This window comes from Streptomyces sp. ID05-26A (genome assembly GCF_033794685.1).
Taxonomy (GTDB): domain Bacteria; phylum Actinomycetota; class Actinomycetes; order Mycobacteriales; family Pseudonocardiaceae; genus Lentzea.
Genome location: NZ_JARAYZ010000001.1, coordinates 213,250 through 231,837, shown reverse-complemented (window position 1 = coordinate 231,837; position 18,588 = coordinate 213,250). Strand labels below are relative to the sequence as shown.

At 68.6% G+C, this 18,588-nt stretch carries 18 protein-coding genes and 2 riboswitches; of the genes, 11 read left to right on the top strand and 7 right to left on the bottom strand.

Going from position 1 to position 18,588, the window contains the following annotated elements:
* Positions 1-23: 23 nt before the first annotated feature.
* Genes PV646_RS01155 through PV646_RS01145 form a run of 3 tightly spaced genes read right to left on the bottom strand, consistent with a single transcriptional unit; the run spans position 24 to position 3,747 of the window.
* Complete coding sequence (locus PV646_RS01155) at positions 24-2,051, bottom strand: 3-hydroxyacyl-CoA dehydrogenase NAD-binding domain-containing protein (RefSeq protein ID WP_500339572.1); 2,028 nt, start codon at positions 2,049-2,051, stop codon at positions 24-26.
* 3 nt (positions 2,052-2,054) lie between these two features.
* Positions 2,055-3,257 carry an acetyl-CoA C-acetyltransferase gene (locus tag PV646_RS01150; protein ID WP_500339571.1) on the bottom strand — a complete coding sequence of 401 codons (1,203 nt, stop codon included), beginning with the start codon at positions 3,255-3,257 and terminating at the stop codon, positions 2,055-2,057.
* Between the two features lie 55 nt (positions 3,258-3,312).
* Entirely contained in the window at positions 3,313-3,747 is a 435-nt protein-coding gene (locus PV646_RS01145; RefSeq protein ID WP_500339570.1) for a GNAT family N-acetyltransferase, read from the bottom strand.
* Between the two features lie 106 nt (positions 3,748-3,853).
* Here PV646_RS01145 and PV646_RS01140 point away from each other — a divergent pair, with 106 nt between their 5' ends.
* The 8 genes from PV646_RS01140 to glyA all read left to right on the top strand — a co-directional run bounded on the left by PV646_RS01140 (position 3,854) and on the right by glyA (position 10,764).
* The gene (locus tag PV646_RS01140) at positions 3,854-4,990 is read left to right on the top strand and encodes an acyl-CoA dehydrogenase family protein (RefSeq protein WP_500339569.1); all 1,137 of its coding nucleotides are present in this window, start codon (positions 3,854-3,856) and stop codon (positions 4,988-4,990) included.
* The gene (locus PV646_RS01135; protein WP_500339568.1) at positions 4,987-6,111 is read left to right on the top strand and encodes a CaiB/BaiF CoA transferase family protein; all 1,125 of its coding nucleotides are present in this window, start codon (positions 4,987-4,989) and stop codon (positions 6,109-6,111) included. The genes PV646_RS01140 and PV646_RS01135 overlap by 4 nt, the downstream gene beginning before the upstream one ends.
* A 335-nt stretch (positions 6,112-6,446) precedes the next feature.
* Positions 6,447-6,626: a hypothetical protein gene (locus PV646_RS01130; RefSeq protein ID WP_030476968.1), complete on the top strand. Its 180-nt coding sequence runs from the start codon at positions 6,447-6,449 to the stop codon at positions 6,624-6,626.
* Positions 6,627-6,790: 164 nt separating this feature from the next.
* Positions 6,791-7,282, top strand: a complete 492-nt coding sequence (locus PV646_RS01125) for a transcriptional regulator (RefSeq protein WP_090012227.1) — start codon at positions 6,791-6,793, stop codon at positions 7,280-7,282.
* Positions 7,283-7,380: 98 nt separating this feature from the next.
* Positions 7,381-7,749 (top strand): hypothetical protein, encoded by a 369-nt coding sequence (locus PV646_RS01120; protein WP_500339567.1) that lies wholly within the window; start codon positions 7,381-7,383, stop codon positions 7,747-7,749.
* 14 nt (positions 7,750-7,763) lie between these two features.
* A complete protein-coding gene (locus tag PV646_RS01115; protein WP_266041676.1) occupies positions 7,764-8,066 on the top strand; it encodes a DUF3817 domain-containing protein in 303 nt (100 codons plus the stop codon).
* Positions 8,067-8,111: 45 nt separating this feature from the next.
* A riboswitch (glycine riboswitch) is annotated at positions 8,112-8,202 on the top strand.
* A riboswitch (glycine riboswitch) is annotated at positions 8,203-8,294 on the top strand.
* A gap of 96 nt (positions 8,295-8,390) precedes the next feature.
* A complete protein-coding gene (gene gcvT / locus PV646_RS01110; protein ID WP_500339566.1) occupies positions 8,391-9,485 on the top strand; it encodes a glycine cleavage system aminomethyltransferase GcvT in 1,095 nt (364 codons plus the stop codon).
* Between the two features lie 13 nt (positions 9,486-9,498).
* Positions 9,499-10,764: a serine hydroxymethyltransferase gene (gene glyA, locus PV646_RS01105; RefSeq protein ID WP_500339565.1), complete on the top strand. Its 1,266-nt coding sequence runs from the start codon at positions 9,499-9,501 to the stop codon at positions 10,762-10,764.
* Positions 10,765-10,932: 168 nt separating this feature from the next.
* On the opposite strand, the gene PV646_RS01100 is transcribed toward glyA, so the two are convergent.
* Positions 10,933-11,607, bottom strand: coding sequence for a COG4315 family predicted lipoprotein (locus PV646_RS01100; protein WP_500339564.1), 675 nt, complete (start codon positions 11,605-11,607; stop codon positions 10,933-10,935).
* A gap of 154 nt (positions 11,608-11,761) precedes the next feature.
* Here PV646_RS01100 and PV646_RS01095 point away from each other — a divergent pair, with 154 nt between their 5' ends.
* The 3 genes from PV646_RS01095 (at position 11,762) to PV646_RS01085 (ending at position 16,017) form a co-directional block, all read left to right on the top strand.
* Entirely contained in the window at positions 11,762-12,988 is a 1,227-nt protein-coding gene (locus PV646_RS01095; RefSeq protein WP_500342214.1) for a class I SAM-dependent methyltransferase, read from the top strand.
* On the top strand, positions 12,985-13,755 hold the full coding sequence (locus tag PV646_RS01090; protein WP_500339563.1) for a DUF1295 domain-containing protein: 771 nt from the start codon (positions 12,985-12,987) through the stop codon (positions 13,753-13,755). Before PV646_RS01095 ends, PV646_RS01090 begins: the two co-directional genes overlap by 4 nt.
* A 213-nt stretch (positions 13,756-13,968) precedes the next feature.
* Positions 13,969-16,017 carry a S9 family peptidase gene (locus tag PV646_RS01085; protein WP_500339562.1) on the top strand — a complete coding sequence of 683 codons (2,049 nt, stop codon included), beginning with the start codon at positions 13,969-13,971 and terminating at the stop codon, positions 16,015-16,017.
* Positions 16,018-16,070: 53 nt separating this feature from the next.
* On the opposite strand, the gene PV646_RS01080 is transcribed toward PV646_RS01085, so the two are convergent.
* From PV646_RS01080 to PV646_RS01070, 3 genes are read right to left on the bottom strand one after another with little or no spacing between them, the layout of a single operon-like run.
* On the bottom strand, positions 16,071-16,919 hold the full coding sequence (locus PV646_RS01080) for a spermidine synthase (protein ID WP_500339561.1): 849 nt from the start codon (positions 16,917-16,919) through the stop codon (positions 16,071-16,073).
* Positions 16,916-17,311, bottom strand: a complete 396-nt coding sequence (gene speD / locus PV646_RS01075; RefSeq protein WP_500339560.1) for an adenosylmethionine decarboxylase — start codon at positions 17,309-17,311, stop codon at positions 16,916-16,918. The genes PV646_RS01080 and speD overlap by 4 nt, the downstream gene beginning before the upstream one ends.
* A gap of 34 nt (positions 17,312-17,345) precedes the next feature.
* Positions 17,346-18,512 (bottom strand): type III PLP-dependent enzyme, encoded by a 1,167-nt coding sequence (locus PV646_RS01070; RefSeq protein ID WP_500339559.1) that lies wholly within the window; start codon positions 18,510-18,512, stop codon positions 17,346-17,348.
* Positions 18,513-18,588: the final 76 nt, after the last annotated feature.

Genomic DNA, 18,588 nt, shown 5'->3' with positions numbered 1-18,588 from the left:
CACTCCAAAACCTGGCCAAAACGTCAGAACCTGTCGCGCTCCCGCAGCGAGGCGGGCGGACGGAACCGCTCCCCGTACGTGTCGGCGAGGTAGTCCGCGCGCTCCACGAACGCCTGCACGCCGTAGGAGTTGACGAACTGCAGCGTGCCGCCGCTCCACGGTGCGAAGCCGAACCCGAAGATCGAGCCGATGTTCGCGTCCGCCACGGACGTCAGCACGCCCTCGTCCAGGCACCGCACCGTTTCCAGCGACTGCACGAACAGCAGCCGGTCACGCACGTCCTGTTCGGACACACCCGCGTCGGCCTTCGCGTACCGGGTCGTGAGCTCGGGCCACAGGAACTTCCTGCCGCCCTCGGGGTACTCGTAGAAGCCCGCACCGGTCGACTTCCCGCTGCGCCCCAACGAGACCAGCTCGCGGATGAGGTCGTAGGCCGGGCTCTCCGACACCAGCGACGGGTCGTCGGCGAGCGTCTGGTCGTGGATCTTGAGCTGCAGCGACAGCGTCACCTCGTCCGACACCGCCAGCGGGCCGACGGCCATGCCGGACTTCTTGGCGACGTTCTCGATCAACGCCGGCGCCACGCCCTCGGCCAGCATCGTGATCGCCTCGATCACGTACGTGCCGAACGTCCGCGAGGTGTAGAAGCCGCGCGAGTCGTTGACCACGATCGGCGTCTTCCCGATCTGCCGCACGTAGTCCAGCGCGCGCTGGAGGGTCTCCTCGGACGTCTTCTCGCCGCGGATGATCTCCACCAGCCGCATCTTCGGCACGGGCGAGAAGAAGTGCAGGCCGATGAACCGCTCCGGCGCCGTCACCGCGGACGCGAGGCCGGTGATCGGCAGCGTCGAGGTGTTGGACGCGATCACCGCGTCCGGCAACGCCTTCGACTCGGCCGCGGGGAGGACCTTGTTCTTCAGCTCGCGGTTCTCGAAGACGGCCTCGATGATCAGGTCGCAGCCCGCGAGGTCGTCGTCCGAGTCGGTCGGCGTGATGCCTTCCAGGCCCTGAGCGCCCTTCTGGGCGCCTTCGAGGCTGACGTCCTTCAGCACCACCTCGATGCCCGCCTTCGCGGACACCTCGGCGATTCCGGCGCCCATCATGCCCGCGCCCAGCACACCGAGCTTGGCCACGCGCTTGCCGGTGGCGGACGCGCGGCCGTTGACCTCGTTGAGGTTGAACCAGAACGCGGTGATCATGTTCTTGGAGACCTGACCGGAGGCCAGTTCCACGAAGTAGCGGCCCTCGATCTGCAGGGCCGTGTCGAAGTCGACGTAGGCGCCCTCGACGGCCGTCGCCATGATCTTCTCCGGCGCCGGGTAGACGCCGTGCGACTTCTTGCTCAGCACGGCCGGGGCCGCCGCCAGGAGCCCGTAGCTGTTGGGGTCACCGAACTTCAGGTCCGGCACGCCCGCGCCCTGCACGTCCCACGGCTGCGTCGGCGCCGGGTTCGCCTTGATCCACGCGCGGGCCTCGGAGATCAGCTCCTCGCGCGTCTCCACGACCTGGTGCACGATTCCGGCCTGCAGCGCGCGTTCCGGCCGCAGCTGCTTGCCCTCCATGAGCAACGGCAACGCCTTCTGCACGCCGAGCAACCGCACCATGCGCGTGACGCCACCGCCGCCGGGCAGCAGGCCCAGCGTCGCCTCGGGCAGGCCGACTCGGATCTTGTTGTCGTTCAACACGATCCGGCGGTGTGAGGCGAGGGCGATCTCGAACCCGCCACCGAGCGCGGTCCCGTTGATCGCCGCCACGACCGGCTTGCCGAGCTTCTCCAGCCGCCGCAACTGGGACTTGAGCTCCTCGACGCCTTCCAGCGCCTGCGAGGCGTTCTCGGGCGTGATCGCGATCAGCACGTTCAGGTCGCCGCCCGCGAAGAAGGTCTTCTTGGCGGACGTGATGATCACGCCGGTGATCTCGTCACCTTCGAGCTTCGAGACCGCGTCGCCCATCAGCTCGCGGTACTCGTCGTTCATGACGTTGGCGGAACCGGACATGTCCATCGTCAGGGTGACGATGCCGTCGGAGTCTTTGTCGTAGTGGAAGGGCATGCCTCAGACCCTCTCGATGATCGTCGCGATACCCATGCCGCCGCCCACGCACAACGTGGCGAGGCCCCGGCGCAGGTCCCGGCGTTCCAGCTCGTCGAGCAGCGTGCCCAGGATCATGCAGCCGGTGGCGCCGAGCGGGTGGCCCAGCGCGATCGCGCCGCCGTTGACGTTGACCTTGTCCTCGGGGATGTCCATGTCCCGCAGGAACTTCAGCACGACCGACGAGAACGCCTCGTTGACCTCGAACAGGTCGATGTCCTCGACCGAGAGCCCCGCCTTGTCCAGCGCCTTGCGGGCGGACGGCGCGGGGCCGGTGAGCATGATCGTCGGCTCGGTGCCCACGACGGCGACGGAGACGATCCGGGCGCGTGGCGTCAGGCCGAGGGACTGGCCGGCGGCCGGGGAACCGATCAGCATCGCCGCGGCGCCGTCGACGATCTGCGACGAGTTGCCCGGCGTGTGCACGTGGGAGATGCGCTCGACGGTGGGGTAGCGGTCGATCGCGACGGTGTCGTAGCCGAGGTCGCCGTGGAACTGGAAGCTCGGCTTGAGCCTGCCGAGCGACTCCACGGTGGACTCGGGACGGATCGTCTCGTCCTCCTTGAGCACCACCGTGCCGTTCTGGTCGACGACCGGCACGACGGACCGCTCGAACCAGCCGTTCTTCTGCGCCTCGAACGCGCGGGCGTGCGACCGGGCGGCCCACGCGTCGACGTCCGTGCGGGAGAAGCCCTCCAGCGTCGCGATCAGGTCGGCCGAGACGCCCTGCGGCACGAACGACAGGTCGAAGTTCGTCTGCGGGTCGATCGCCCACGCGCCGCCGTCGGAGCCCATCGGCACGCGCGACATCGACTCGACGCCGCCCGCGACCACCAGGTCCTCGAACCCGGACGCGACCTTGGCCGCGGCGAGGTTCACGGATTCCAGGCCGGACGCGCAGAAGCGGTTGAGCTGCACCCCGGCGGGACGCTGGTCCCACCCGGCGGCCAGCACCGCGGTCCGGGCGATGTCGCCGCCCTGCTCACCGAGCGGGGACACCACGCCGAGCACGACGTCGTCCACCGCGGAGGTGTCGAGGGAGTTGCGTTCGGACAGCGCGCGCAGCACACCGGCGGCCAGCTCGACGGGCTTGACGCTGTGCAGCGACCCCCGCTTCCCCTTGCCGCGCGGCGTGCGCACCGCGTCGAAGATCAAGGCTTCGCTCATGGCACCACGCTAGGCCCGCGCGTGAGAGCTGGCCATGACCGTGAAGGGTGACCGATTAGCTCACCACGAACTCCATGTGCTCCGGCTCGTCGGCGTCGACGAACCCGAGCCGCTTGTAGAGGCGCCGGGCCGGTTCGTTGTCGTCGTACACGCGCAGCCGCACGACCTTCCAGCCCTCTTCGGCCGCCTTCGCCAGCACGGCGTTCACCAGCGCCTCCCCGACGCCGCGCCCGCGGTGCGAGGACCGCACCCACATCGAGTACAGCTCCAGGCCGGTCGGCTTGGAGTCCGCCCCGACCAGCCCGGCGGGTTCCGGGGCGAGCGCCACGAACTTCAGGCCGCGCTCGACGGACTCCCGCCAGTCGTCCTCGGTGAACGCCTGCTCGCGGACCAGCGTCGAGCCGAACCCGTCGGGGTCGCTGGCCAGCGCTTCCAGGCGGACGTCGCGCCAGAGCGCCCAGTCGTCCGGCATGACCTGGTGGATCTGCATACCGAGCAGTCTGACCGAACGGGGTGGGAATTTCGCTCAGTTTTCTCCGGCTCCACAGGCGCGGCGGTCATGGCGTGGATCACCGCCCGGTGGTTTCGTGGACCGCATGGCTGAGCGTCGATCGCGGTGGATGGACAGCGACCTGGACCAGTTGCGCCAGCTCGCGCGCACGTTCTTCGAGAAGGAGGTCACGCCGAACGTCGAACGCTTCGCCGAGCAGAAGCAGGTCGACCGGGAGCTGTGGACCAAGGCCGGTGAGCTCGGGCTGCTGTGCCTGAGCATCCCCGAGGAGTACGGCGGCGGTGGCGGCACGTTCGCGCACGAGGCCGTGCTGCTGGAGGAACAGGCACGGGCAGGCGACAGCGCGTGGGGCAACAGCGTCCACAGCGGCATCGTGGCCCACTACCTCAACTCCTACGGCACCGAGGAGCAGAAGCGGCGCTGGCTGCCGAAGCTCGCGTCCGGCGAGCTCGTCGGCGCGATCGCCATGACCGAACCCGGTGCGGGGTCCGACCTGCAGGGCATCCGGACGAAGGCGATCCGAGAGGGCGACGAGTACGTCATCAACGGCTCGAAGACGTTCATCACCAACGGCGTGCACGCCGAACTGGTGATCGTCGTGGCCAAGACCGACCCGGCGCAGGGCGCCACCGGCATCTCGCTGCTGGTCGTGGAGAACGACATCCGGCGCGGCCGCGTGCTCGACAAGGTCGGCATGAAGGGCCAGGACACCGCCGAGCTGTTCTTCGACGACGTCCGCGTGCCCGCCGCGAACCTGCTCGGCGGGCAGGAGGGCCTCGGGTTCGTCCAGCTCATGCAGCAGCTGCCGCAGGAACGCCTGATCATCGGCGTCTGCTGCATCGCGGGCATCGAGGCGGCCGTCGACCTCACGCTGAAGTACGTGAAGGAGCGCACGGCGTTCGGCAAGGAGCTGATCAAGTTCCAGAACACCCGCTTCAAGCTCGCCGAGTGCGCCACCGAGGCGTCGGTGACCAGGGCGTTCATCGACGAGTGCATCGAGAAGCACCTGAAGGGCGAGCTGGACGTCCCGACCGCCGCGATGGCGAAGTGGTGGGCCAGCGACCGGCTGAGCAAGGTCGTCGACGAGTGCGTGCAGCTCTTCGGCGGCTACGGCTACATGAACGAGTACCCGATCGCACGTGCCTGGTCCGACGCCCGCGTGCAGCGGATCTACGGCGGGACGAACGAGATCATGAAGGAAATCATCGCGAGGTCCTTGTGAGCGGCCCTCTCGCGGGACTGCGCGTCGTCGAGCTCGCGGGCCTCGCGCCCGCGCCGTTCGGCTGCATGGTGCTCGCCGACCTGGGCGCGGACGTGGTCCAGGTGCACAAGCCGGGGAGCCGCTCGACCGTCCCCGGCGACTTCCTGGGCCGCAACCGGCGTTCGATCGCCGTCGACACCCGCAGGCCCGAGGGCGCCGAGTTGGTGTTGCAGCTGGTCGAACGCTCGGACGTGCTGATCGAGGGCTTCCGGCCGGGCGTCACCGAACGGCTGGGCATCGGCCCGGCGCAGTGCCTGGCCCGCAATCCGCGCCTTGTATACGGACGCATGACCGGCTGGGGCCAGGACGGGCCCCTGTCGGACCGCGCCGGCCACGACATCAACTACATCGCCGTCGCGGGGGCGCTGGAGCCTCTCGGACGGGCCGGTGGGCCGCCGTCGTTCCCGATCAACCTGCTCGGCGACTTCGGTGGGGGAGGGCTGCTGCTGGCCCTCGGCGTGCTCGCGGCGCTGTACGAGAGGGAACGCTCCGGGCGCGGCCAGGTCGTCGACGCGGCCATGGTCGACGGGGCGGCGTTGCTGACGACGTTCCTGCACGGGATGCGGTCCGCGGGCATGTGGCAGGGCGGGCGCGGCGAGAACATGCTCGACGGTGGAGTGCCGTTCTACGACGTCTACGAGGCCGCCGACGGCAAGTACGTGGCCATCGGCGCGCTGGAGGAGAAGTTCTACGCCGACCTGGTCCGCGTGCTGGGACTCGAGGACGCACCGTCGCGCAACGACCCGGCGAACTGGCCTGAGCTGCGGGAACACATCGCGGCGGCGGTGAAGACCCGGCCGCGCGACGAGTGGGCGGACCTGGCCGAGAGCACGGACGCGTGCCTGGCTCCGGTGCTGACGCCCGCCGAGGCGGCGCATCACCCGTACAACGCAGCCCGCGACACTTTCGTGGACGTGTCCGGTTCACCGCACCCGGCGCCGGCACCTCGCTTCGACCGCACCCCGGCGGGCGTTCCCACGGCTCCGGTTTCGACCGGGACGAACACCGGGGAAGTGCTTGCCGACATGGGTGTGGCAGAGGCTCGAATTACAGAACTGCGGCGGTCTGGAGTAATTGGATAATGCTCTGGAGCGCATTAATTGCGCCACGAAGGCGTGACGGTGCGTGATGGGGGACGATCGGCATCCGGGTGAGGCCCGGTGCAACAGTCTCTCTTCCAAGCTGTGGGATGTGAGGGAGTCCGTGTTCACCTCGTGCCCAGGACATCGGCGCTGTTGAAGCCCCTCTTTAGCCGCCATTCGGGTGACGTTGGCCGCTGTGCAGGCGTGCGCCGCTGGCAGAACCTGGGAGGAGTTTGGCGTGGTCGTTGTTCATCGGCCGGGTGAATGAGGGACCATGACGGGTGACACGGGCGGTCAGCCGCCCGACGGTGAACCACACGGACGGAGAGGTACCTGTGAACCTCAAGAAGGTGCTAGTGCTGGCGGGCGTCGCGCTGGTGCTGTTCCTCCTGATCACCCAGCCCGAGCAGTCCGCTTCGGCGGTCCAGCAGGTCCTCGGCTGGCTGCGTCAGGGCGCGGAGTCGATCATCACCTTCATCAGGAGCCTCTTCGGGACGGCCACCCCGCTCAGCTAGTGACGGACGGTGATCCTCGGCCATCTGCGTTGAGCCGGATGGGTGGAATGAGGCCAATCACGCACTGGTAACGGGTGTTCTGGTGATTCAGGGTCTGGCGATTGTCAGACCTACCGAATACCTTCCGCTGCAATGGCCGATCCCCGACCGACGAGGAGGCACATATGGTCGAGGACTCCGGGGTCCACGAGCTGTTGCAGCAGTGGGCGGCTGAACGGTCTGATGACGCAGAGATGCAGGAGGTGAACCGGATCAAGAACGCGTGGCTCGCGGAGGCTCCCCCCTCGGCGCCAGGCATCCCCGTGCAGCGGGGAGGCAGGAGTGGGTCGCGTGGCTTGGTCAAGGTCGACTCGGCGGATCCGGCCTACGTGGCCGCGATGCGCAAGCGGGCGCCGGAGGCACCCGAGGCACTGCTCGCCGCCGCGGCGAGCTACTGGCAGCTGGTGGGCGACGTCGCCGAGGCCGAGCAGTGGTGGGACGCGGGCATCAGCCCGTTGGACCAGCGCGCGCTCGACTACCGCGCGGCCGGCCTGTCTCCTGCCGATCTCGGGAGGCGCCTGGGACCGATGACGGTTCTCCAGCACCTTCGTCGTGGCTCCGCTGCGGCCTGGTGTGTTGCTCGTCTGCAGAGGCAGCGCCGGGACGGCGTGGCGTAGAAGCGGAACGGGCTGTCGGAGGCGGCAGCCCTGTATCCACTTCTTCCCCTCAAGGGCGGCCTCCTGACTGGAGGCCTCACCCAAGTACTCTGGAGGTCGTGCGCGGCCTCCTTACTCCCCAACGTGTGCTGATCGCGTTCGCCTGTCTGGCGGCGCTGGTCGCCTGTTGCGGGCTCGCGTGGTGGCAGTGGCAGCGCTTCGAGTCCGCCAGCGGCACGTTCCAGAACCTCGGGTACGTGCTCCAGTGGCCGCTCTTCGGCCTCTTCCCCCTCTTCATGGTGTGGCGGTTCCGCCGTCTGGCGCGTGAGCGTCGTGACGAGGAGCCGGTTGCGCCTGCTCCACGCCCGGTGGCTACCGTTGTCGCCGTCAAACCCGCGCCTGTCGAGCACCTCGACGATGACGAAGACGCGGAGCTCGCGGCCTACAACCGCATGCTCGCGGACCTCAACGCGCGGGACGGTCGTTGAGCGAAGGCGGGCAGATGAAGGGTGCGTTGACCCGGTTCAGGGTCATGGCTTACGTGGTCGGAGTCTTCCTGCTGCTGCTGGTCGTGGCGATGGTGCTCAAGTACGCCGCGGACATGGGTGGCGCGATGAAGGTCGTCGGCCCGATCCACGGCTTCCTCTACGCCATCTACCTGGTGATTTCGGTCGACCTGGCGCTCAAGCTGCGCTGGTCGATCAAGGGCACCCTGCTGGTCCTGATCGCCGGCACGATCCCGTTCCTGTCCTTCTGGGCGGAGCGCAAGGTGGTCGAGAAGACTGCGCAGGGCGTGCCGCTGTGACGTTTGGCCTGCTAGCGTCTGGGGCTACCAACTGAACACGGCCGTCGATGTCGCGCGGGAGAGCTCCCTTGAGTGGGAGCACCGTAGGAGCAACTCCTCCCCGGAATCTCTCAGGTACAGGTACCGCGCGACGCAGGCAACTCTGAAAAGCAGGCTGCTCGGCAGCCTCGCCCACGGTGCAAACCACTGCGGTGGTGAAGCTCTCAGGCTCATGACAGAGGGGGAGGCTCGCTCTAGTGAGGAGTCTCCGATGGACCGTGTCATTCTTCTGATGCCTCAGCCGGCCGCGTCCGGCCCTTTGGCGCACCCTGGAGGAGCGTTCTGATGTCCCGCCTCACGCCTCTGAACGCCGAGCACGAGCAGCTCGGCGCGATGTTCACCGACTTCGCGGGCTGGCGGATGCCGCTGCGCTACTCGTCCGAACTCGCGGAGCACCACGCGGTGCGCACGTCCGCGGGCCTGTTCGACCTCACGCACATGGGTGAGATCGTGCTGACCGGTCCGCAGGCGGGGGAGGCCCTCGACTTCGCGCTCGTCGGCCACATCTCGGCGCTGGCCGTCGGCAAGGCCCGCTACACGATGATCACGCAGGCCGACGGCGGCGTGATCGACGACCTGATCGTGTACCGCCTGGGCGACCAGGAGTTCATGGTCGTCGCGAACGCCTCCAACGCTTCAGTGGTGGCTGAAGCACTGGTCGAGCGCGCCGCGGACTTCGACACCGTGGTGACCGACAAGTCCACGGACTACGCGCTGATCGCCATCCAGGGCCCCAAGTCGGTCGAGATCCTCTCCGGCCTGACCGACACGGACCTCGCGACGGTCAAGTACTACGCCTCGTACCCGTCCACGGTGGCCGGTGTCGACGCGCTGCTGGCCCGCACCGGCTACACCGGCGAGGAGGGCTTCGAGCTGTTCGTCGCGCCCGCCGACGCGCCGGCCGTCTGGGCGGCGCTGCTGACCGCGGGTGAGGCGCACGAGCTCAAGCCGTGCGGTCTCGGCTGCCGCGACACGTTGCGCCTCGAAGCCGGGATGCCGTTGTACGGCAACGAGCTCACCACGTCGCTGACGCCGTACAACGCGAACCTGGGCCGCGTCGTGAAGCTCGACAAGCCGGGTGACTTCGTGGGTCGCGACGCGCTGACCAAGGTCGCCGAGTCCGGTGTGGATTCGGTCCTGGTCGGACTGAAGACCCCCGAGCGCCGTGCCCCGCGCCACGGGTACGCGGTGCTGAACGGCGACGAGGTCGTGGGCGAGGTGACGTCGGGCGCGCTGTCCCCGACCCTCGGCTACTCCGTCGCCATGGCCTACGTGACGAAGGCCAGTGCCGAGCCGGGCACCCAGTTGCTGGTGGACGTCCGCGGCAAGAAGCAGCCGGTCGAGGTCGTCGCACTTCCGTTCTACAAGCGCGCCAAGTAGGGAGATCTTCCAGATGTCCGACCAGTTCAACGCTTCCCTCGCGGAGTACGACCCCGAGGTGGCCGAGGCCGTTGCGGCCGAGCTGGCTCGCCAGCAGGGCACGCTCGAGATGATCGCCTCGGAGAACTTCACGCCCGTCTCGGTGCTGCAGGCACAGGGCTCGGTGCTGACGAACAAGTACGCCGAGGGCTACCCCGGCCGCCGCTACTACGGCGGCTGCGAGCACGTGGACGTCGTCGAGCGCCTCGCCATCGAGCGGATCAAGTCGCTCTTCGGCGCCGGCTTCGCGAACGTCCAGCCGCACTCGGGCGCGCAGGCCAACGCGGCCGCGATGTTCGCGCTGCTCCAGCCCGGTGACACGATCCTGGGTCTGGACCTCGCGCACGGCGGTCACCTGACGCACGGCATGCGGATCAACTTCTCCGGCAAGCTCTACAACGTCGTGCCGTACCACGTCGCGGACTCCGACGGCCGCGTCGACATGGCCGAGGTCGAGCGCCTTGCGCAGGAGCACCGGCCGAAGCTGATCGTCGCGGGCTGGTCCGCCTACCCGCGTCAGCTGGACTTCGCCGAGTTCCGCCGCATCGCGGACTCGGTCGAGGCCTACCTGATGGTCGACATGGCGCACTTCGCCGGCCTCGTGGCCGCCGACCTGCACCCGTCGCCCGTGCCGCACGCGCACGTCACGACGACCACGACCCACAAGACCCTCGGCGGTCCCCGTGGCGGCGTGATCCTGTCGAACGAGGCCGACATCGCCAAGAAGATCAACTCGGCGGTGTTCCCCGGTCAGCAGGGCGGCCCGCTGGAGCACGTGATCGCGGCGAAGGCGGTGGCGTTCAAGCACGCCGCGTCGCCCGAGTTCGCGGACCGCCAGCGCCGCACGCTCGAAGGTTCGCGGATCCTGGCCGAGCGCCTGTCGCAGGCGGACGTCGCCGCTGCGGGCGTGAAGGTGCTGACCGGCGGCACGGACGTGCACCTGGTCCTCGTCGACCTGGTGAACTCCGAGCTCGACGGCAAGCAGGCCGAGGACGTGCTGCACCAGATCGGCATCACGGTCAACCGCAACGCCGTTCCGAACGACCCGCGTCCGCCGATGGTGACGTCCGGTCTGCGGATCGGCACGCCGGCGCTCGCGACCCGCGGGTTCGGCGAGGTCGACTTCACCGAGGTCGCCGACGTGATCGCGGAGGCCCTCAAGCCGAACGCGGCGATCGACGAGCTGCGTGCGCGCGTCGAGGTGCTGGCGGCCAAGCACCCGCTGTACTCGACTCTCTGAAGCTGAACGACGAAGGGGCGCCACCGGAGAGATCCGGTGGCGCCCCTTCGTGTTCTGCGACCCTGGAGCGAAACGACGGGAACCCCGGCCCCTTCCCCAGGGCCGGGGTCTCACCGTGTCAGGGTGTTGTGTGTCTCAGATGGACCGTCCTAACGGGATGCTGTGGGGTTACGCAGCGGGAGCCGTCACACCAGGCGGGAGGCACTCGACGTTGCGCTTGCCGTCGGGCTGGATGACGAACCAGGTGCCACCGACACCCTGGCCCTTCCACGCGCCCGGCTTGGGGTCCTGCGAGTAGGCGTAGAGAGGCCAGCCGTCGATCGCGACCTGTTTCTTGCCGTCAGCGCGGGTGATCAGCGAGACCAGCTTCGAGTCGATGCCCTCGACCTGCGGAACCGCGTCCGCGAAGAGCGGCGGCCACGTCGTAGCGCACTGGTTGTTGCAGTTCGACTTGCCCTCAGGCTTGGGAACGTCCTTGTCGAAGCGGTACATCGTGCGGCCGTCGCCGTCCTGGACGACCAGGCCCATCTTGTCCACGGGCTTGCCGACCAGCTTCAACGTGCTGACCGGAGCAGCCGCCGGGGGTTGCGCGGCCGGTTGCGCGGCAGGGGTTTCAGGAGCCTGCTGCTGCACGGGGGCCTCGGGGACGGCGGCGGGTTCCTGGAGCACGGGGGGCTGACCCACGTCGCCGTAGTCACCGAGGACGCCCAGGTCGGTTTCGGTTTGTGCCACCGGCTTGGAGTTCGTGCCACCGCCCGTGGCGCTCCAGACACCCAGACCCAGCACAACTGCGAGTCCCGCTGCGAGCCCGATGGCAATGCGGTTACGTCGGATCACACTCATGTCCTCCTTGTCCATCCGTTCGCTCTATCCAGGCCATACGGCCGGGGTTGCGTCTCGGTTCAGAAACGAACCGAACCTCTTGCCGTCTCGAACGTCTGGCGGAGCCAGGTAACGCAGGAGGTGCAGGGTGGTCGTCGCTGGTCAGCTGGCGGGAATGGCCGAACGGGTGCTGGGTGCGCCGGTGCCGATCGGATTTCGCGCGTGGGACGGAAGTGTCGCCGGGCCGCAGGACGGCACGGTGCTCGTGATCCGCTCGCGCGACGCGTTGCGGCGGCTCGTCTGGAGTCCGAACGAGCTGGGGCTCGCGCGCGCGTACGTGAGCGGGGAGCTCGACGTCGAGGGTGATCTCGCGACCGGTCTCTCGCAGATCTGGGGACTCGTGCGGCGTGGTGTCACGCGGCGGCCCCGGCTCACGGAGGTCGCGAAACTCGCGATGCGGTTGAAGGTGCTGGGGCCGAACCCCGACGCGCCGAAGGAGGAAGCGCGGCTGCGGGGTGCGCTGCACACCAAGAGCCGCGACCGTGATGCCATTTCGCATCACTACGACCTGAGCAACGACTTCTACCGGCTCGTGCTCGACCCGAGCATGGCCTACTCGTGCGCGTACTTCACGTCCGAGGACGAACCGCTCGCGCAGGCCCAGCACAACAAGCTCGACCTCGTCTGCCGCAAGCTCGGCCTCCAGCCGGGCATGCGCATGCTCGACGTCGGCTGCGGGTGGGGCTCGATGATCATCCACGCGGCGAAGCACTACGGCGTGCACGCGACCGGCGTGACGATCTCCGCCCAGCAGCGCGCGCACATCCTCGGCCGCATCGAGGCCGAGGGCCTGACCGGTCGGGTCGAGGTGCGGCTGCAGGACTACCGCGAGGTGCAAGACGAGCCGTTCGACGCGATCTCGACGATCGAGATGGGTGAGCACGTCGGCGAGAGCAACTACCCGGAGTACGCCGCGACGCTGCACCGGTTGCTCAAGCCCGAGGGACGCCTGCTGCTGCAGCAGATGTCGCGCGGCCACAACGCACCGGGCGGCGGCGCGTTCATCGAGTCGTACGTCGCGCCGGACATGCACATGCGTCCCGTCAGCGCCACGACCGGCTTCCTCGAAGGCGCCGGCCTGGAGATCCGTGACGTGCACGCGTTGCGCGAGCACTACGTGTGGACAGTGCGTGCCTGGGCCGACACCCTTGAGGAGCGCTGGGACGACGTCGTCGCGTTGGTCGGTGAGGGTCAGGCGCGGGTCTGGCGCCTGTACCTCGCGGGCGGCGCGCTGACGTTCGAGGAGGGCAGGATGGGCGTGGACCAGATCTTGGCGGTGCGGCGCAGTGAGACCGGCCGCAGCGGAATGCCGCGCGTGCGCCGTGAGCTGGTGGCCCGATGAGCTTCCTGATCAGCTTTCTCACGGTCGTAGCGCTGCTGAGCCTGTTGTTCCTGTACGCGGACTCCCGCAAGCGCTACGACCTGATCGACTCCGTGTGGGGCCCGGGCTTCGCTGTGATCGCGGCCGTCACGCTGGCGCTCGCGGATGGTGACCCCGTTCGCAAGTCGGTGGTCGCCGCGCTGACCGTGGTGTGGGGCGTACGCCTGGGTGTGCACATCCACTCGCGCAACCGGGGCAAGGACGAGGACCCGCGATACCAGGACATTCTGAGGCGCGCCAAAGGAAACCCGCGCCTGCGCATGTATCGGGTGTACCTCCTGCAGGCCGTTCTGATGTGGATCGTCTCGCTGCCGGTCCAGGCCGCGCAGCACCTTTCGGCCCCGTTCGGAGTGCTGGATTGGTTGGGCACTGGCGTGTGGTTGGTCGGCTTCACCTTCGAGGCCGTGGGTGACTGGCAGCTCTCCCGGTTCCGTGCGGACCCGGCGAACAAGGGCGCCGTGATGGACCGCGGGTTGTGGCGCTACACGAGGCATCCCAACTACTTCGGCGACTCGGTCGTGTGGTGGGGCCTGTACCTGTTCGCGCTGCACTCGTGGCTGGGCGCGCTCACGATCGTCGGCCCGGTGGTCATGACGTGGCTGCTCGCGAAGGGCAGTGGCAAACCGTTGTTGGAGAAGGACATCGTGTCGCGCCGTCCTGGGTACGCCGAGTACGTGCAGCGGACCAGCGGCTTCTTCCCGCTGCCTCCGAAGAGCCGGGTGGGGTAGCGGCCGGGAACTCGGGCGGGCGGTGCGCGAACGCTTGCGCCCGCCCGCGCCGCCCGGTCACGGTGCAAAGCACGCGTGCCTCCCGCACGCCGCGAGAACGCGTGGCCTCCCGCACGCCCGCTAACGCGCGTGAACCCCCTCAAGCTGCATCGTGCGAGGCAGCGCACGTCACAGCACCCATATGGCGCACTCGCGCGGGTTAGTGTTGGGCTCGTGGGCAACGACATCTCCTTCCCGCGCCAACAGGCGCGCACCCAGCGGTTCACCGTCGGCGCACCGAGGACCTTCGCGGTGTCGTCGGACGGCGCACGCGTCTTCTTCCTCCGCCCGGCCACGGCCACAAGCCGTGCGAACGGGCTCTGGGAGCTGAACACCGCCACCGGCGTCGAACGGCTGCTCGCCGACCCGGCGACGCTGCTGTCCGATCCGGAGGACCTGCCGGCCGAGGAGAAGGCGCGCCGCGAGCGCACGCGTGAGTCCGGCGCGGGCATCGTCGGTTACGCGCTCTCCCGGGACGCCTCGGTGGCCTCGTTCGCGCTGTCCGGCCGGCTGTTCGTGGCCGACCTGGCGTCGGGTGAGGTCCGTGAGCTGCCGACCAGGGGCGGTGTCATCGACCCGCGGGTCGACCCGACCGGGCGGCGGGTGGCCTACGTCACGCGCGGTGCGTTGCGGGTGGTCGAGCTGTCCTCGGGTGAGGACTACGAGGTCGCGGCCCCGGACGGCGAGGACGTGACGTTCGGGCTGGCCGAGTTCATCGCGGCCGAGGAGATGTCGCGCTACCGCGGCTACTGGTGGGAGCCGGACGGCACCCGCCTCATCGCCGCGCGCGTGAACAACGCGCCGGTGCAGCGCTGGTACATCGCCGACCCGGCGAACCCCGGCACGGCCGCCACCGAGATCGCCTACCCGGCGGCCGGCACGGCCAACGCCACGGTGTCGCTGCACGTGGTGTCGCTGGACAGCACCTTCGTCCCGGTGCTGCTCGAGTTCGACTACCTCAACGACGTGCACTGGTCGTCCGGCGGCGCCCCGCTGATCACGACGCAGACCCGTGACCAGCGCACTCGCCGGATCTACACGCTGTCCCCGGACACCGGCGCCGTCACCGAGCTCGCGGTCGAGACCGACCCGACGTGGCTCGAGGTCAGCGACGGCGCTCCGGCGTGGACCCCGGACGGCCGCCTCGTGCGGATCGTCGGCCAGGCCGACGAGTACGCGCTCCAGGTGGGCGACGACGTCCTCACCCGGGGCCTGCAGGTGCGCCGGGTGCTCGACATCACCGACGACTCGATTCTGGTGGCCGCCTCCGCCGCCGACCCGACCCAGGTGCACGTCTACTCGGTCGGTGAGAGCGTAGAACAACTGTCCTCTGAGGACGGTGTGCACTCCGCTGTTCGGTGCGGTGACACGGTTGTCCTCGTATCGGCCACTTTGGACTGGTTCGGCGCACGGGCGCGCGTCGGCGACCACGTCATCGAGTCGTGGGCGGACACGCCGGTCCTCAAGGCGTCCCCGCGCATGCTGACCCTGGGTGAACGGTCCATCCGTGCGGCGCTCCTGCTGCCCACGGGGCACGTCCCCGGTACCAAGCTCCCGGTGTTGATGGACCCGTACGGCGGCCCGCACGCCCAGCGCGTCCTGGCGGCCCAGAACGTCTTCCTGGCTTCGCAGTGGCTGGCGGACCAGGGCTTCGCGGTCCTCGTCGCCGACGGCCGGGGCACCCCGGGCCGGGGCCTGGCCTGGGAACGCGCGATCGCGTTCGACTTCGCCGGCGCCACCCTCGAAGACCAGGTGGACGCCCTGCACGCGGCCGCGGCGATCGAGCCGGACCTCGACCTAGGCCGAGTGGCGATCCGCGGCTGGTCCTACGGCGGCTACCTGAGCGCCCTGGCGGTGCTGCGCCGCCCGGACGTCTTCCACGCGGGCATCGCCGGCGCCCCGGTGACCGACTGGCGCCTCTACGACACCCACTACACCGAGCGCTACCTCGGCCACCCGGACGACAAGCCGGAGGTCTACGAGGCGAACTCGCTCATCGCCGACGCGGACAAGCTCTCCCGCCCGTTGATGATCATTCACGGGCTGGCCGACGACAACGTCGTGGCCGCCCACACGCTGCGCCTGTCCAACGCCCTGCTCGCGGCCGGCCGGCCGCACACCGTGCTGCCGCTCTCGGGCGTCACGCACATGACCCCGCAGGAACAGGTCGCCGAGAACCTGCTCCTGTTGCAGGTCGACTTCCTCAAGCAGTCACTGGCATAAAGCGAAAGGGGCGCTTCCCGCGAACGGGAAGCGCCCCTCTCACAAACCCTGGATCAGGCCAGCGACTGCCGCACCCGGTAGGGCGGAATGCTGTTGCCCACCAGCGCCAGGTCGTCGATCGACTCCGGCTCGTACCCGGCCGTCTTCAACCGCTCGACCATCAGCGCGGTCGGGTCCTCGACGACGTCCGCGCGGCCGAACAGGTACGCCCACTCGTGCTCGTCCGAGCCGTAGTACGCGACGGTGTCGAACACCTCGTTGAACCGCTGCCAGGAGCGGATCAGCGTGGTGTTGCGCCACATCGTCTGGCACCCGGACTGGTTGACGACGACGCCACCGGGACGCAGCAGCGCCTTGCACATGCGCAGGAAGTCCGCGCCGTACAGGCGGTTGTGCTGCGCCTCCTCCTCGCGCTCGTCGGGCAGGTCCACCAGCACGATGTCGTACTTCTCCGACGTCGTGCGGATGTACTCGAACCCGTCGATGTACTGCACGCGGATCGGGCCGTCACCCTTCTCCGCGGCAGCCAGTTCCTCGAGCGTGTAGCCGTACGGCAGGTGCTCGGCGCACAGCTTCACGGCCTGCTCGTCGATGTCGATGTGGTCGACGACGGTCGCACCGTGCTCGACGGCCATCTGGCACACGACACCCTCGGAGGAGCCGATGACCAGCACGCGCTCGACGGTGTCGGCCAGCAGCAGCGCCGGCACCATCAGGGCCTCGTGGTAGGTCAGCTGGCTGAACTCCGTCGACTGGCGGTCGTTGTCGCAGAACAGCGACACGCCCTGGGCCGTGCGGGCGATCACCAGGTGCTGGAAGTCGGTCTTGGTGTCGACCAGCACCTCGTCCACCTGCCAGTGGCGGGTCATGCCCTCGGCGAGCGGCTCGTTGATCGTGTTCACGCGACATGCTCCTTGACGCCACGAGTGACGACGTCCGTGCTCACGTGAGCAGCGCCCAGGGCGTCAGCGAGTAGCTGGACGGCCAGCGCGGGTTTCGCACGTGTACCGCAGGTGAAGACGTCGACGAACACCGATCCCACTTCGGGATAGGTGTGGATCGACGCATGGGATTCCGACAGCAGGGCCAGCACGGTGACTCCTTGGGGATCGAACTTCTTGGAGATCACCTCCAGCACGGTTGCGTCGGCCTGCGTGAGAACCTCACCAAGGGCGTGCTTCAGGAACTGCTCGTCATCGAGCAGATCGGCACTCACGCCCGAAAGCTCTGCAAGTACGTGCTGTCCCGCGAACAAACCGACGGTCTCCTCGGTCTGACAGGGCGCTTCGGACATCAATCACTCCAAACTATGTGATGTGCAAACGGTCTTAGATGCAGTACGTGGCCAACGGCGGGAAGCCGTTGAAGCACACGGACGAATAGGAGGAGGTGTAGGCGCCGGCGTGGAGGATGTCCACGTGGTCGCCCGCCTGCAGGTCGAGCGGCAGGTCGTAGCGGGTGTGCTGGTAGATCACGTCGTCCGCGTCGCAGGTCGGGCCCGCCAGCACGATCGGGCCCACGGGACCGCCGTCGCGCGAGGTCTTCAGCGCGTACGCGATCGCCTCGCCCTCGGTCTCGGCCAGGCCCTGGTAGCGGCCGATGTCGACGTACACCCAGCGGCGTTCGTCCGAATAGGACTTCCGCGACACCAGCACGACGGACGAGCGGATCATCCCGGCCTCGGCGGAGATCGCCCGGCCCGGTTCGATCATGACCCTCGGACGCACCGCGCCGAAGTGGCGCGCGACCGAAGCCTCGATGGCGGAGCCGAAAGCCTCCAGCGACGGCGTGGACTCCTGGTACACGGCCGGAAGCCCGCCGCCCAGGTTCACCGTCGTCGTCTCGATGCCCTCCGCGCGCAGCTTCGCGGCGATCACGGCCGCGTCGGCGATGCCGGAGTCCCAGCCCTCGACGGAGAGTTGTTGCGAGCCCGCGTGGAACGCGACACCGAGAGGAACGAGCCCCAGTTCGTGTGCCAGCCGCAAGAGATCCGTCGCCATCTCCGGATCGCAACCGAACTTGTTGCCGAACGGGTACGTGGAACCCTTGCTGTGGACAAGAATCCGCAGCAGCACCGACGAGCCGGGCGCGTGGGAAGCGACGAACCGGACGTCCTGCTCGCTGTCGGACACGAACATCCGCACGCCACGTGAGTACGCGTACGCGATGTCAGCGGCCTTCTTGATGGGGTTGCTGTAGGAGATCGACGACGGCTCGGCGCCGCGTGCCAGGCACAGGTCGATCTCCGCGGGGGAGGCCACGTCGAAGTGCGAACCCTCCGCTACCAGCGTGGCGACCACGTCGGACTCCGGGTTCGACTTCACCGCGTAGAAGATGTCAATGGACGGCAGTGCCGCGCGAATCGCCTGGTAGCGCGCGCGAATCGTCTCGAGGTCGATCACCAGACATGGTGTCGACGGGTTCTCCTGGTCCAGGAAACGCCGAATACGAGCCTCTGCCTCGTTGCGCCGGTGAACGGCGAAGCTCTCGGTCATTTCCCCAGGGGTCCCCCTTCATCCGCCTCGCGTTCCGTACGCGGGCACGGCCGTCCACTCTACGGCCTGGACACCG